Here is a 13,268-nt window from a genome sequence, read left to right on the forward strand (position 1 = left end):
CGTGCACCCCGGCCCACAGCCACGGGCTCGCCTGCGCGGCCGGGTGGTTGAAGATCAGGTCGCTACGCGGGCGGGGTCGAGGAGCGGGGGACGATCCTGTTCGTCGGACGGCTGGACCGGGAGAAGCGGGTCGACGAGCTGCTCCGCGCGCTCGTCGGGCTGCCGCAGGCCCGACTGGAGGTCGTCGGCGACGGTGCCGAGCGCGCGGCCTGGCACCGGCTCGCGGCGGACCTCGGGATCGCGGACCGGGTCGACTGGCGCGGGTTCGTGTCCGAGGAGGAGCTGGTCGAGGCGTACCGGCGGTGCGCGGTGTTCTGCATGCCGGGCGTCGCGGAGCTGCAGAGCCTGGTCACGCTGGAGGCGATGGCGGCGGGCAAGCCGGTCGTCGCGGCGGACGCGATGGCGTTGCCGCACCTCGTCCGGCCCGGCCGCAACGGCTGGCTGTTCCCGCCCGGCGACGTCGCCGCCCTGGCCGCGCGCCTGGGTGCGGTCCTGGCCGACGACGTGACCCGACGGCGGATGGGCGAGTCGAGCCGCGAGCTCGTCCGGGCCCACACCCTCGACTCGACCCTGGACGCCTTCGAGGACCTCTACGGCAGGCTCACGGCCGTGCCCGCCACCGCCCCCCTGGCGGCCTGACCCGCGTCACCGGCGCCCACCGGTGCGGGACGTGCGACACGCCCGGGATCCCGGACACGGCGGTCGCGACACGCGGCCGGGCGCGGTGAACTGCGGCTTCGTCGACGCCGGCGTGACCGCGCACGGAACCGTCGGTGGCCGGGGCTAGTCTGGCCGCACCCCGACCCGAGGACCGCCGGGCCGCTCCCCGGCCCTCCGTCCCACCGGGTCGGACGTCCCACCCGCAGCACCCGCGCGCGAGCGCGTGAAGGGAGTCCAGCAGCCCCATGGCCCCGACCAGCGGGAACAGCAAGGACAGCTTCGTCCACCTCCACACGCACACCGAGTTCTCGATGCTCGACGGTGCGGCGCGCCTCGACGACCTCTTCAGAGAGGCCGCGCGCATGGAGATGCCCGCGCTGGCCATGACGGACCACGGGAACGTCTACGGGGCGTACGAGTTCTGGAAGAAGGCCACCGCGGCCGGGGTCAAGCCGATCATCGGCATGGAGGGCTACCTCGCCCCCGGCTCCCGGCACGAGCGCAAGCGCGTGTCCATCGGCAAGGGCGGGGCCACGAGCGACAACCCCGACCTCATGTACACGCACATGACGATGCTGGCCGAGAACAACGAGGGGATGCACAACCTCTTCCGGCTCTCCAGCCTCGCCAGCCTCGAGGGCTACTACTACAAGCCGCGTATGGACCGTGAGCTGCTGGAGCGCTACCACAAGGGGATCATCGCGACCACCGGCTGCCCGTCCGGCGAGGTCGCCCGCCTCCTCCAGCAGGACGACTTCGACGCCGCGTGCCAGGCCGCGAGCGACTACCGGGACATCTTCGGGAAGGACAACTTCTTCTGCGAGCTGATGGACCACGGGATCGAGATCGAGAAGCGGGTCCAGGAGGACCTCTTCGCGCTGAAGAAGAAGCTCGACCTGCCCGGCCTCGCCACGAACGACCTGCACTACACCTACCCGGACGACACGAAGCCGCACGAGGTGCTGCTCTGCGTCCAGACCAGCAAGACGCTCGCGGACCCCAACCGCTTCAAGTTCGACGCGCAGGACTTCTACCTCAAGTCCGCCGCCGAGATGCGTGCCCAGTGGGACCCGATCCACCCCGAGGCCTGCGACAACACGCTGCTGATCGCCGAGCGCGTCGGCATCTCCTTCGCCAGCCAGGACCTCATGCCGCGCGCGCCCGTCCCCGAGGGGGAGACGGAGGAGTCGTGGCTGATCAAGGAGGTCGAGCGGGGGCTGCACAAGCGCTTCCCGGGCGGCGTCACCGAGCAGTACCGCCGCCAGGCGGAGTACGAGCTCGGCGTGATCATCCAGATGGGCTTCCCCGGCTACTTCATCGTGACCGCGGACCTCATCCAGCACGCCAAGTCCGTCGGCATCCGGTGCGGCCCCGGCCGTGGCTCCGCGGCGGGCTCGCTCATCGCGTACGCGCTGGAGATCACCGACCTGGACCCGATCCGGCACAAGCTGATCTTCGAGCGGTTCCTCAACCCCGAGCGCATCTCCATGCCGGACATCGACATGGACTTCGACGAGCGCAGGCGTGGCGAGATGATCCGCTACACCACGGAGAAGTACGGCGAGGACCGGATCGCGCAGATCATCACGTACTCCACGATCAAGGCGAAGGCCGCGATCAAGGACTCCGCGCGCGTGCTGTTCGGCCAGCCCGGCTACTCCGTGGCGGACCGGATCTCCAAGGCCATGCCCCCGGCCGTCATGGGCAAGGACATCCCGCTCTCCGGCGTGTTCGACCCCTCGCACAAGCGGTACTCCGAGGCCACCGAGGTCCGCGCGCTGTACGAGGCGGACCCCCAGGTCCGCGAGATCATCGACACCGCTCGGGGCCTCGAGGGCCTGAAGCGGCAGTGGGGTGTGCACGCCGCCGGCGTGATCATGTCCAGCAAGCCGCTGATCGACGTCATCCCGATCCAGCGCCGTGAGTCGGACGGCGCGATCATCACGCAGTTCGACATGGGCGTCTGCGAGACGCTCGGGCTGCTCAAGATGGACTTCCTCGGCCTGCGCAACCTCACGATCATCGACGACGCGCTGGAGAACATCGAGCTCAACGGCAAGCCGACGCTCGTCATCGAGGAGGTCGAGCTGGACGACCAGCCGACCTACGACCTGCTCGCCCGCGGGGACACGCTCGGGGTGTTCCAGCTGGACGGCGGGCCGATGCGAGACCTGCTGCGCCGCATGGCGCCCACGGAGTTCGACGACATCTCGGCCGTCGGCGCGCTGTACCGGCCGGGTCCGATGGGCGCCAACGCGCACAACGACTACGCCGACCGGAAGAACAAGCGCCAAGAGGTCACGCCGATCCACCCGGAGCTGGCGGAGCCCCTCAAGGACATCCTCGGCGAGACCTACGGCCTGATCGTCTACCAAGAGCAGGTCATGGCGATCGCCCAGAAGCTGGCGGGCTACTCGCTCGGCAAGGCGGACCTGCTCCGCCGCGCGATGGGCAAGAAGAAGAAGGAGATCCTGGACAAGGAGTTCGCAGGCTTCGCCCAGGGCATGAACGACAACGGCTACTCGAACGCCGCGGTCAAGACGCTGTGGGACATCCTGCTGCCCTTCTCCGACTACGCCTTCAACCGCGCGCACTCCGCCGCGTACGGCGTCGTCTCGTACTGGACGGCCTTCCTCAAGGCGAACTACCAGGCCGAGTACATGGCCGCGGTGCTCACCTCGGTGCGGGACGACAAGGACAAGGCCGCCGTCTACCTCGGTGAGTGCCGCAGGCTGGGGATCAAGGTCCTCGCGCCGGACGTCAACGAGTCGGTCCGCAACTTCGCCCCGGTCGGGGACGACATCCGGTTCGGCCTGGGCGCGATCCGCAACGTCGGGTTCAACGTCGTCGACGCGATCGTGGCCGCCCGCAAGGAGAAGGGGAACTTCACCGACTTCTCCGACTTCCTGCGCAAGGTCGACGCCGTCGTCTGCAACAAGAAGGTCATCGAGTCGCTGATCAAGGCCGGTGCCTTCGACTCCCTCGGCCACACCCGCAAGGGCCTGCTGCTCGTCCACGCCGACGCGATCGACGCGATCATGAGCAGCAAGAAGGCCGCGTCGATGGGCCAGTTCGACCTCTTCGGCTCGCTCGAGGCCTCGTCGGACGAGGACTCCGGCCTCGGCGGGATCTTCGACGTGAAGGTCCCGGAGGAGGAGTGGGACACCAAGCACAAGCTCGCCGTGGAGCGGGAGATGCTGGGCCTCTACGTCTCCGGCCACCCGCTCGACGGCGTGGAGCAGGCCTTGTCCGCCAAGGCGGACACCCCGATCCCCGCGATCCTGGAGGGGACGGTCGGGGAGGGCGCGCAGGTCACCGTCGGCGGCATCCTCACGAACGTCAACCGGCGGGTGAACAAGAACGGCGAGCCCTGGGCGTCGGCCCAGATCGAGGACCTCGCCGGTGGCATCGAGGTGCTGTTCTTCCCGCGGGCCTACCAGGTGGTGGGCGTGGACGTGGCGGAGGACGCGATCGTGCTGGTCAAGGCGCGGGTGAACAAGCGGGACGACCGCGTCTCGCTGATCGCCAACGACCTCGCGGTGCCCGAGCTGCAGGCGGCGGGGGAGGCGGGGCTGCCGCTCAAGGTCAGCCTGCGCACCGAGCTCGTCACCCCGGAGCGGGTCGCGCAGCTCAAGGAGGTGCTCACGCACCACCCGGGCACGTCCGAGGTGCACCTGAAGCTGGTCTACGGCACGAAGGTCACCATGCTGCGGCTCGACGAGCGGCTCAAGGTCACCAACACCCCGGCCCTGATGGGTGACCTGAAGGCGTTGCTGGGCCCCGGCTGCCTCGGCTGAGCCGCGACCGCCCCGGTTCGCTCCCTCGTCAGGGGGCGTCGGCCAGGCTCTCCCAGTGCCCCTGCGCCCCCGCGGCCCAGCGGGCGTGCAGCGTGGTGAACCGCTCCGCCGCACGGGTGCCCGCCCACTCGGCGGGGAGCAGCTCGGCGGGGAGCTCCGGGTCGAGGAACGGGAAGCGCCGCCAAGCGTGCACGAGCAGGACCTGGTGGGTGAGGACCTCTGCCGGGGTGCCGGGCGCCGCGTCGGCGAACTCGGACAGGAACTCTTCGTACTCGCGCTCGACGGCCGCGAGGTTCCACGCCTGCCGCACCACCTCGTCCTGCTCCCCGATCGCGCCGAAGGGGCCGACGAAGGAGCTGGTGACGGCGTCGAGCTCCAGGTCGGCGACCACCTCGGCCACCTCCGCCTCCTTGCCGGGGTCCGGCGACAGCCAGACGCCGGGGGCGGGGGAGCCGAGCCCGGCCCAGGCCAGCCGGGTGCGCAGCCGGTGGCGCAGCCGCCGCCGGGTCTCCGGGACGGAGACCAGCAGGACCAGCCAGCGGCCGTCCCAGGCCGGGGCGGGGGAGCCGAAGCCGTAGATGCGGTCGGCGCCGTCGGAGAGCAGCCTGCGGCCGGACTCGGTGAGCCGCCAGCGGACCCGGCGGCCCGCCCGGTCGGAGAGGACCAGTCCCTCCGCGGCGGTCCGGGCCAGTGCCTGGCGGGCGGACTTGCTCTCGATGCCCAGCCCGGCGAGGACGTCGATGAGCACCTGGGTCCAGACGGGCTCGTCGCGGGGCAGGACGAACTCGCCGAGCAGGGTGAGGAGCAGGGACCGCGCGCTGGTCTGCCCCAGCCCGCGACGGCGCGAGAGCGCGGGATGCGCGCCGTCGAAGTCGAGATCCGCGGACATGGTCGAACCAGGATAGTCCGCCGCCCGCGGGAGCCGTCCCCGCGACGCGTGTAACAGCGCGTTCACACGCCCCTCACCCGTCCGTGGCCGATGTGGCCCCGCCCACCATGATCCACTCGATCGATGCATCGGGCCGTGGACGGGAAAGGGGTCGCACCGCACGGGTGGTGTCCGGTTCACCCGATCGCAGGGGTTTGCCCCGGCACCGAGGGCGTGGGTCGCGATCCTGCGCGCACCGAGGGTGATCGATTCAGAGAAATCGGACTTCTCGGGACAAGGGTGTGGGAACCGGACCGGCCTGCGTCCGGTTTGCTGATCGGGCGCACCACCGAACGGCCGCACAGGCGCAGTCGTACGCCCCCCTGCCAGACACCTGACCGGAGGACCCGACGTGCTGGACTCGACCTCGAGCCCCCCGACCGCCGGGACCCGTGACCACGGGCCCGAGCCCCGCCGCTTCGACCCCCGCGCCCTGCGTGCCGACTTCGGCGCCTCGCTCGTGGTGTTCCTGGTGGCGGTGCCGTTGTCGCTGGGCATCGCGCTCGCCTCGAACGCACCGATCATGGCCGGCCTCATCGCCGGCGTCGTCGGCGGCGTCGTGGCGGGCTTCCTGGGCGGCTCCCCGCTGCAGGTCAGCGGGCCCGCCGCGGGACTGACCGTGATCGTGGCCGGACTGGTCGACCAGTTCGGCTGGCAGGTCACCTGCCTCATCACCGTGGGCGCGGGCCTGCTGCAGGTGGTCTTCGGCCTGACCCGGGTCGCCCGGTTCACCCAGGCCATCCCACCCGCCGTCGTGCACGGCATGCTCGCGGGCATCGGCGTCACGATCGCCCTGGCCCAGCTGCACATCGTGCTGGGCGGGAGCGCGCAGACCGCCGCGCTCGACAACATCCGCGAGTTCCCGGCGCAGCTGGCGGACCTGCACGGGCACGCCGTCATCGTCGGGGTGTTCGCCATCGTGATCATGCTCGTGTGGCCGCGGCTGCCCGGGCCGCAGAAGGCCGTCCCCGGCGCGCTGGTCGCCGTCGGCGCCGCGACCGCGCTCGCGCTGCTGTGGCCGGACGTCGCCCGCGTCGACCTGCCCGGCAACCTCATCTCCTCGATCGCCCTGCCGGTGCTCCCCGAGTCCGGGCTCTGGGCGGGCGTGCTCGGTGGGATGCTGACGGTCGCGCTGGTCGCGAGCGTCGAGAGCCTGCTGTCCGCCGTCGCGACCGACCGGATGGCACGCGAGCGCGACGGCACGAGCGTCCGCACCGACGCCGACCGCGAGCTGCTCGGCCAGGGCGCGGGCAACGCCGTCTCCGGCCTGCTCGGTGGCCTGCCGATCACCGGGGTGATCGTCCGCAGCTCGGCGAACGTCCGGGCGGGCGCCCGCAGCAGGCTGTCGACGATCCTGCACGGCTGCTGGATCGCGCTGTTCGGCATCGCGCTCGTCTCGACGATGGAGATGATCCCGCTCGCGGGCCTGTCCGGCCTGCTCGTGGTCGTCGGCCTCCAGCTCGTGAAGCCCGCGGACATCCGCACCGCCCGCAGGCACGGCGAGCTGGCGCTCTACGTGGTGACGGTGCTCGGCGTGGTGTTCCTGAACCTGCTCGAGGGTGTCGCGCTCGGGCTGGTGCTGGCCGCGGTGCTGATGGTCTGGCGGGCCGCCCGGGCCCGGGTCCGGGTCGAGGAGCCGGACACCGGCCCGCGCCGGATCGTCGTCGAGGGCACCCTGAGCTTCCTGTCGGTGCCCTCGCTCTCCCGGACGCTGACGGCCGTGCCCGCGGGCGAGCCCGTCCGCGTCGACCTCGTGGTGGACTACCTCGACCACACCGCGTTCGACCACATCGAGTCGTGGGCGGCGCGGCACCGGGCGACGGGGGGCTTCGTCGAGGTCGTCGAGCCGGAGCAGGCCAGGGCGGCGCGCGACGTGCCGCACGGGCGGTTCGCGACCTGGTCCCAGTGGCGTGCGGAAGGCCTCGCCGGCGGCGCGTCCGCGCCGATGCGGGCCGGGCTGACCGCCTACCACCGGCACACCGCCGAGCAGGTGCGCCCCACGATGGCAGGACTCGCGGGCGGGCAGAGCCCCTCGGGCCTGCTGCTGACCTGCGCGGACTCCCGGGTGCTGCCCAGCATGATCACCCAGAGCGGGCCGGGGGACCTGTTCACGGTGCAGAACGTGGGCAACTTCGTGTCCGGCACCGGGACCCTGGCCGCGGTGCAGTACAGCGAGGAGGTGCTCCGGGTGCCGCTGATCGCGGTCTGCGGGCACTCCGGGTGCGGCGCGATGAACGCGGTGCTCAACGGCCGGGGCGCGCGCGGGCCGCTCGACGACTGGCTGCGCAACGGCGAGCCCACGGTGCGGGCCTGGGTGCAGGGCCATCCGGCGGGCCGCGCCGCCTCGCGGGACGGGTTCGGCCAGGCCGACTGCCTCGCGATGGTGAACGTCGCCCTGCAGCTGGACCGGTTGCGGGACATGGGCGTGCGGGCCGAGCTGATGGGCCTGTTCTACGACATCAGGTCCGCGAGCGTGCTCGTCTACGACCAGCGCGACCGCGTCTTCCACTCCCACGAGCGCGCGTTCGCGCAGCTCCCGGCCGCGCTGCGGTGAGCGGGGAACACTCGCGGGCCGAGCGGAGTTGACCCGGGCATGGCAACGGTGGAACTGACGACCGACAACTTCAACGAGGTCGTGACCGGCGGCGGGACCGTCCTCGTCGACTTCTGGGCGTCGTGGTGCGGCCCGTGCCGCCAGTTCGCGCCCGTCTTCGACGACGCGTCCACGAAGCACGAGGACATCACGTTCGGCAAGGTCGACACCGAGGCGCAGGTGGAGCTCGCGCAGGCGTTCGGGATCTCCTCGATCCCCACGCTGATGGCGGTGCGGGACGGCGTGGTGCTCTACGCCGAGCCCGGCGCGCTGCCGGCCTCCGCGCTGGAGGAGCTGATCGGCAAGGTGCGCGAGGTCGACATGGACCAGGTGCGCGCCGAGGTGGCGAAGCAGCAGGAGCAGGCCACCGACCGACGCAGTGACTGACGCATCATGGAGCCACAACCGTCGTCTGGGACGCCGGAACCGACGGTCATGGCTCCGTGATGCGGTCCGGGAGGGCCAGGGCCGGGAACCAGGAGTAGCCGAACGTGGTGATCTCGGCGATCCGGCCCTCCTCGACCCGCAGCACGTCCAGCTTGAACGGGCGGAAGACGGTGTCGCCGGGGCGGCGTAGGTAGCTGGCCGCCGCCGGCATCCGGTTGACGCCGGTCGGCAGCAGCCGCCAGTCGCCGTCGCGCTCCGGGCCGAGGGCCCGGGCGAGCAACGGACGCAGGCCCGCCAACCCCTCGAACACCATCGGTGCGGGCGGCATCGTGATGCGGATGTCCTCCGCCGCGACGGCGATCGCGGCCGCGGCGTCGTGCCGCTGGTGGGCGTCGATGAACCGGGCCAACAGCTCGCGCTCGGCGGGTTCCGGCTCGCGGGCCGCCCACTCCTCGCGGTGCGAGGGCAGGGTGGAGCGCAACGTCTCCCGCGCCCGCTGCACCGCCGAGTTCGCGGCGGGCACGCTCGTCCCGATCATCGCCGCGGTCTCCTTGGCGGACAGCCCGAGCACCTCGCGGGCCAGCAGCGCCGCCCGCTGCCGGGGCGGCAGCACCTGCAGCGCCACGAGGAACGCGAGCTCGATCGTCTCCCGCGCGACGGCGAGTGCCGCAGGCTCCTCGCTCGGGTCCAGGAACGTGTCCGGGTACGGGGTGAGCCAGGAGACCTCCGTCCGGTCGCGGGCCCGCGCCCGCCCGCGGTCGAGACAGGCGGTCGTCGCGATCCGGTAGAGCCAGGCCCGCAGGTGGACGCCGTCGAAGGAGTCCCGGGCCCGCCACGCCCGCAGGTAGGTGTCCTGCACGGCGTCCTCGGCCTCGTCGAACGAGGCCAGCATGCGGTAGCAGTGGACGTGCAGCTCGCGCCGGTGGAGCGCGAAGCCTGCCTCCAGGTCGGTCACCGGGCGTGCGTGACGACCTGCTGCACGGCCCACGAGTTGCCGTCCGGGTCGGAGAAGAAGACGAACGACCCGTAGTCCGCGTTGCGCGGGTCCGGGCCGGGTGTGAGCACACCCTCCGCGAAGTGCTGCGGTCCCGAGTTCTCGATCCCGGCGCTCGTGAGCTCGTCGGCCGCCTTCACGATGTCGGCGACGACGAGGTGGCAGCCCTGCAGCGAGCCCGGCGCCGCCGTCGAGCCGAGGCCCTTGCCGAAGACGATCGAGCAGGCCGAGCCGGGCGGGGTGACCTGCACGGCGCGGAACCCCTCGTGCGGGTGGAAGTCCGAGTCGACGCGGAAGCCGAGCCTGCCCGCGTAGAACTCGTACGCCCGCTCGACGTCGGAGACGGGGACGATGACGACCTCGAGTGCACAGTCCATGACGGCGATCCTTCCCTGTGTGGCCGGTTCGCACGATGGAACGTGCGTGCCGCGGGAAACTCATCGGTCCCGCGATGAGATGCTGGCGGACATGGACTGGGGCAACCTGCTCAAGCAGGCCGTGGATGTCGGGCTGAAGCTGCTCTCCCAGGCGGACGAGCAGCCGGCGCGGCCGACACCGGAGAACCACGGCGGCGTGCGCACCGCCCCCACGCGGGACCGGGCGCGGCGGATCGTCTACGCCCCGGAGCTCGACGGCGCCGCGGACCCCGGCGAGATCGTGTGGACCTGGGTGCCGTTCGAGGAGGATGCCTCGCAGGGCAAGGACCGCCCCCTGCTGGTGGTGGGGCGCGGCGACGGAGACCTGTTGGGGCTCATGCTGTCCAGCCAACAGCGGCGGGACGGGGACCCGGACTGGGTCGGCATCGGGGCGGGGGAGTGGGACCGCGAGGGCCGCGAGTCCTTCATCCGGCTGGACCGGGTGCTGGAGGTCGGGGAGCACGACATCCGCCGCGAGGGCGCGGTGCTGGACAGGGGCCGCTTCGACCGGGTCGCGCGAGAGCTGCAGAGCCGCTTCGGCTGGAGCTGAGGCCGACCCGGCCGACGGGGCGGTGGGCCGGGTCTCGAGATCGCACGTTTCGTGCTCTCAGCGCGGCATGATCGCCGGTTGCGTGCGGGGCGGCGCGCGGTCAGTTGGGGCCGAAGTCCTCGGCGAAGGTGGCCATCGGCGTGGGGACGGCGTGCAGGGTCTGGAGCAGGCCCCGTTCGCGGGCCAGCAACCTGCGGACCATCCGCAGCCGCTCCAGCGGCACCCGCTCCTCCAGCAGGGCCTGGCGGTCCGCCATCGGGAGCAGGCAGTCCGCGGCGAGGACGTGGGCCAGCTCGGCGGGGCCGACGCCCTTGGCGGGCTCGGTCCAGTCGTCGGACTTCCACGCCGCCGCGCAGTACGCCCGGTGCGCGGCCCGGGCGGCGGTCGCCAGCATGCGGGTGAGGTCGTCCGCCTCGGTGGCGGTGCCGTCGTCCGGCAGCCACTCGACGGAGCCGCACAGGTAGGAGTGCGTGGAGTCGTCCAGCTCGAGCAGGCGGAACCGACGGGCACCCTCGGTGACGATGTCGTACCGGCCGTCGGGTAGCCGTCGGACGTCGAGCAGCCGCGCGGTGCAGCCGACCGGCTCCAGCGCGCCCATGCCGTCCCGGTCCGTGTCGTACCCCTCGCGGACGGCGATGACGCCGAACTCCTTGCCCGGCACCGCCCCCGTCACGAGGTCGACGGTGAGCTGGCGGTAGCGCGGCTCGAAGATGTGCAGCGGCAGCGACGCGCCGGGCATCAACACCGTGCCCAACGGGAAGAGGGGGATCGTCGCGGCCACGCCGGTCACGGTACGGGTCCGGCCCCCTACTCGCCCGTCGACTCCCGGGGTCCCGGCGGCCGCAGGACCGCGGAGGCGTCCGTGACCCGCAGTGCGCGCTCGGTGAACCGGAACACCGCCGCCGGACGCCCGCCCGCGGGCCCGGGCGGGGCGGTCTCGCCGGTCGCCTCCAACACCCCGCGGCGGGTCAGCACGCGCTGCAGGTTGGTCGCCGACACCGGGTGCCCGAGCGCGGCCGCGTAGAGCTCCCGCAGCGCCGAGACCGTGAACTCGCGCGGGGCGAGGGCGAAGCCGAGGTTGGTGTAGGAGAGCTTGGCGCGCAGGCGGTCCCGGGCGTCGCGGACGATCTCGGCGTGGTCGAAGGCGGTCTCCGGGAGCCGGTCCACGGGGTGCCATGCGGTGTCGGCGGGGATCTCCGGATCGGCGTCGGAGGGGACGAGCCCGAGGAACGCCGTCGCCACGAGCCGCACCCCCGGCACCCGGGCGGGCGCGCTGAACACACCCAGCTGCTCGACGTGCGCGACCTCCTGCACGTCCACCTTCTCGGCGAGCTGGCGGCGCACGGACTCCTCGACGTCCTCGGTCGCCCCCAGCGCGCCACCGGGCAACGCCCAGCGACCGCGGTCGGGATCCTTGCCGCGCTGCCAGAGCAGGACCTGCAGCACATCGGCCCGGACCTGCAGGACGGCCGCGAGCACCTCGTGGCCGGTGGGCATGGGGCCGATCGTAGAGGGCGCCCGATTCGTGCGGTCGGTGCCGTGCCGGTGCCGCGCAGGTTACGGACAGGTGAGTTCCGGGTCACGTGGACGGTGTCGTGGTGGCGGGTGCGATGCTACGATCTCCCTGTTTTCGACCAGTAGGCGAAAACATCGAGGAGGACGAGCCATGACGGTGACGGCAGACCTGCAGCAGGGTACGGGCGTCCCGTACCCCGGCTGGGCGGACGAGGTGCGCGAGCTCGCGCGGCAGCGTGGGGCGGTGCTGCTGGCCCACAACTACCAGCTCCCGGCGATCCAGGACGTCGCGGACTTCGTGGGGGACTCCCTGGCGCTGTCCCGCATCGCCGCCGAGGTCGAGGCCGACACGATCGTCTTCTGCGGGGTCCACTTCATGGCCGAGACCGCGAAGATCCTCTCGCCCGAGAAGACGGTGCTGATCCCCGACGAGCGGGCGGGCTGCTCGCTCGCCGACTCGATCACCGCCGAGCAGCTGGTCGAGTGGAAGGCCGAGCACCCCGACGCCGTGGTCGTGTCCTACGTGAACACCACCGCCGCGGTGAAGGCGGAGACGGACATCTGCTGCACCTCGTCGAACGCGGTCGAGGTCGTGGCCTCGATCCCGCTCGACAAGGAGGTGCTGTTCCTGCCGGACCAGTTCCTCGGTGCGCACGTGCGGCGGACCCTGAAGCGGGAGAACATGCACGTCTGGGCGGGGGAGTGCCACGTCCACGCCGGCATCAACGGCGCCGAGCTCACCAAGCGCGCCGAGGAGAACCCCGAGGCGGACCTGTTCGTCCACCCCGAGTGCGGCTGTGCCACGTCGGCGCTCTACCTGGCCGGCTCGGGTGCGGTCGCGGCCGACAAGGTCAAGATCCTCTCTACCGGTGGGATGATCGACGCCGCCCGGTCCACGCACGCGAAGTCGGTCCTGGTCGCCACCGAGATCGGGATGCTGCACCAGCTCCGCAAGGCCGCCCCGGAGATCGACTTCCGCGCGGTGAACGACCGGGCGAGCTGCACGTACATGAAGATGATCACTCCGATGGCGTTGCTGCGCAGCGTCCGCGAGGGCACCGACGAGGTGCACGTGGACCCGGAGCTGGCCGCCCGCGGGCGCCGCGCCGTCGAGCGGATGATCGCGATCGGGCAGCCCGGGGGTGGCGAATGACCTGGGACGCGACGGCCGACCTGGTGGTGGTCGGCACCGGGGTCGCGGGGCTCACCGCCGCGCTCGACGCCGCGGAGGCCGGGCTGCGCGTGGTCGTCGTGACCAAGGACGCGATCACCGAGGGCAGCACCCGGTGGGCCCAGGGCGGGGTCGCGGTCGTCCTCGGGGACATCGCGGGTGACACCGTCGAGGCCCACGTCGCGGACACCATCGCGGCGGGCGGGGGGCTGAACGACGAGGCCGCCGTCGCCGAGATCGTCGCGGCGGGACCCGCT

Annotated in this window: 11 protein-coding genes and 1 pseudogene; 7 read left to right on the forward strand and 5 right to left on the reverse strand. The window is 72.1% G+C overall.

Going from position 1 to position 13,268, the window contains the following annotated elements:
* Positions 1–90 precede the first annotated feature (90 nt).
* Positions 91–639 (forward strand): annotated as a pseudogene (locus tag H5J29_RS06355) (glycosyltransferase); the annotation flags it as partial.
* Positions 640–905: 266 nt separating this feature from the next.
* Positions 906–4,457: a DNA polymerase III subunit alpha gene (gene dnaE / locus H5J29_RS06360; protein ID WP_181779975.1), complete on the forward strand. Its 3,552-nt coding sequence runs from the start codon at positions 906–908 to the stop codon at positions 4,455–4,457.
* Between the two features lie 28 nt (positions 4,458–4,485).
* On the opposite strand, the gene H5J29_RS06365 is transcribed toward dnaE, so the two are convergent.
* Positions 4,486–5,346, reverse strand: coding sequence for a PaaX family transcriptional regulator (locus H5J29_RS06365; protein WP_181779976.1), 861 nt, complete (start codon positions 5,344–5,346; stop codon positions 4,486–4,488).
* A gap of 391 nt (positions 5,347–5,737) precedes the next feature.
* Between H5J29_RS06365 and H5J29_RS06370 the strand changes: the two genes are divergently transcribed.
* Complete coding sequence (locus tag H5J29_RS06370; RefSeq protein ID WP_312858089.1) at positions 5,738–7,939, forward strand: SulP family inorganic anion transporter; 2,202 nt, start codon at positions 5,738–5,740, stop codon at positions 7,937–7,939.
* A gap of 39 nt (positions 7,940–7,978) precedes the next feature.
* Positions 7,979–8,365, forward strand: coding sequence for a thioredoxin (gene trxA / locus H5J29_RS06375; protein WP_181779977.1), 387 nt, complete (start codon positions 7,979–7,981; stop codon positions 8,363–8,365).
* Positions 8,366–8,411: 46 nt separating this feature from the next.
* On the opposite strand, the gene H5J29_RS06380 is transcribed toward trxA, so the two are convergent.
* Both H5J29_RS06380 and H5J29_RS06385 read right to left on the reverse strand, forming a co-directional pair.
* The gene (locus H5J29_RS06380; RefSeq protein WP_181779978.1) at positions 8,412–9,320 is read right to left on the reverse strand and encodes a sigma-70 family RNA polymerase sigma factor; all 909 of its coding nucleotides are present in this window, start codon (positions 9,318–9,320) and stop codon (positions 8,412–8,414) included.
* Positions 9,317–9,736, reverse strand: coding sequence for a VOC family protein (locus H5J29_RS06385; RefSeq protein ID WP_181779979.1), 420 nt, complete (start codon positions 9,734–9,736; stop codon positions 9,317–9,319). The genes H5J29_RS06380 and H5J29_RS06385 overlap by 4 nt, the downstream gene beginning before the upstream one ends.
* 91 nt (positions 9,737–9,827) lie before the next feature.
* Here H5J29_RS06385 and H5J29_RS06390 point away from each other — a divergent pair, with 91 nt between their 5' ends.
* Positions 9,828–10,325 (forward strand): type II toxin-antitoxin system PemK/MazF family toxin, encoded by a 498-nt coding sequence (locus tag H5J29_RS06390; protein WP_246393582.1) that lies wholly within the window; start codon positions 9,828–9,830, stop codon positions 10,323–10,325.
* Between the two features lie 100 nt (positions 10,326–10,425).
* Here the strand turns inward: H5J29_RS06390 and H5J29_RS06395 are convergent, their stop codons facing one another.
* Positions 10,426–11,106, reverse strand: coding sequence for an LON peptidase substrate-binding domain-containing protein (locus tag H5J29_RS06395; RefSeq protein ID WP_181779981.1), 681 nt, complete (start codon positions 11,104–11,106; stop codon positions 10,426–10,428).
* 26 nt (positions 11,107–11,132) lie between these two features.
* Entirely contained in the window at positions 11,133–11,822 is a 690-nt protein-coding gene (locus H5J29_RS06400; protein ID WP_181779982.1) for an NUDIX hydrolase, read from the reverse strand.
* Between the two features lie 169 nt (positions 11,823–11,991).
* On the opposite strand from H5J29_RS06400, the gene nadA reads away from it, so the two are divergent.
* Both nadA and H5J29_RS06410 read left to right on the forward strand, forming a co-directional pair.
* Positions 11,992–12,993, forward strand: a complete 1,002-nt coding sequence (gene nadA, locus H5J29_RS06405) for a quinolinate synthase NadA (RefSeq protein WP_181779983.1) — start codon at positions 11,992–11,994, stop codon at positions 12,991–12,993.
* Positions 12,990–13,268, forward strand: a 279-nt coding sequence (locus H5J29_RS06410) for an FAD-dependent oxidoreductase (RefSeq protein WP_181779984.1), incomplete at its 3' end; no start/stop codon positions are given. The genes nadA and H5J29_RS06410, both read left to right, overlap by 4 nt.

This window comes from Pseudonocardia pini (genome assembly GCF_013870575.1).
GTDB lineage: Bacteria > Actinomycetota > Actinomycetes > Mycobacteriales > Pseudonocardiaceae > Pseudonocardia > Pseudonocardia pini.

Bases quoted from the DNA above. Each gene is read 5' to 3' on its own strand.
- H5J29_RS06400 (WP_181779982.1), bottom strand. From the start codon at position 11,822: ATGCCCACCGGCCACGAGGTGCTCGCGGCCGTCCTGCAGGTCCGGGCC.
- H5J29_RS06365 (WP_181779976.1), bottom strand. From the start codon at position 5,346: ATGTCCGCGGATCTCGACTTCGACGGCGCGCATCCCGCGCTCTCGCGC.
- H5J29_RS06385 (WP_181779979.1), bottom strand. From the start codon at position 9,736: ATGGACTGTGCACTCGAGGTCGTCATCGTCCCCGTCTCCGACGTCGAG.
- H5J29_RS06390 (WP_246393582.1), top strand. From the start codon at position 9,828: ATGGACTGGGGCAACCTGCTCAAGCAGGCCGTGGATGTCGGGCTGAAG.
- dnaE (WP_181779975.1), top strand. From the start codon at position 906: ATGGCCCCGACCAGCGGGAACAGCAAGGACAGCTTCGTCCACCTCCAC.
- trxA (WP_181779977.1), top strand. From the start codon at position 7,979: ATGGCAACGGTGGAACTGACGACCGACAACTTCAACGAGGTCGTGACC.
- nadA (WP_181779983.1), top strand. From the start codon at position 11,992: ATGACGGTGACGGCAGACCTGCAGCAGGGTACGGGCGTCCCGTACCCC.